The following is a 369-nucleotide window of genomic DNA, read 5'->3' as shown; positions in this document are numbered from 1 at the left end:
ATGATGCATCAATTTAAGTAGCGAACCTTGCGGTGGCCGGGTCCGGATTGCGGAGTCCTTCCGGTGCAAGGTACAACCAGCCGAGCTCTTGGTAGCGCTGTCTCCCTCGGCTGAACTTCTTCACTTCGCTTAAAGCGACTTGTCGATTGGCGTTCGACATCTATGCCTTTTTGCCAATCAAGCCCAAGATAGAAACATATGGGAATATTTGATGTCAATGGTAAATACGGAATATGTATATAAACAACAGGATTGGTGTCGTATGCACGATTGCGCGGCATTTTTTTGCGTGCAAGCAGAGAAATTGTGATTGAATAAAGGTAATTGATTGCCGTGGTTTGCAATGCGCAGCCATGCCCACTCGTCGCG

At 47.4% G+C, this 369-nt stretch carries 1 protein-coding gene; it reads right to left on the bottom strand.

Annotated elements, in window-relative coordinates; genetic code table 11:
- Window positions 1-8 precede the first annotated feature (8 nt).
- On the bottom strand, window positions 9-369 hold a 361-nt coding region (locus F1735_RS36105), incomplete at its 5' end, for a hypothetical protein (RefSeq protein WP_222853202.1).

It is taken from the genome of Massilia genomosp. 1 (genome assembly GCF_011682185.1).
Taxonomy (GTDB): domain Bacteria; phylum Pseudomonadota; class Gammaproteobacteria; order Burkholderiales; family Burkholderiaceae_D; genus Telluria_A; species Telluria_A rubra.
Note: the sequence above shows the minus strand (reverse complement) of the source record. Positions and strands in the feature narration are given on the sequence as shown.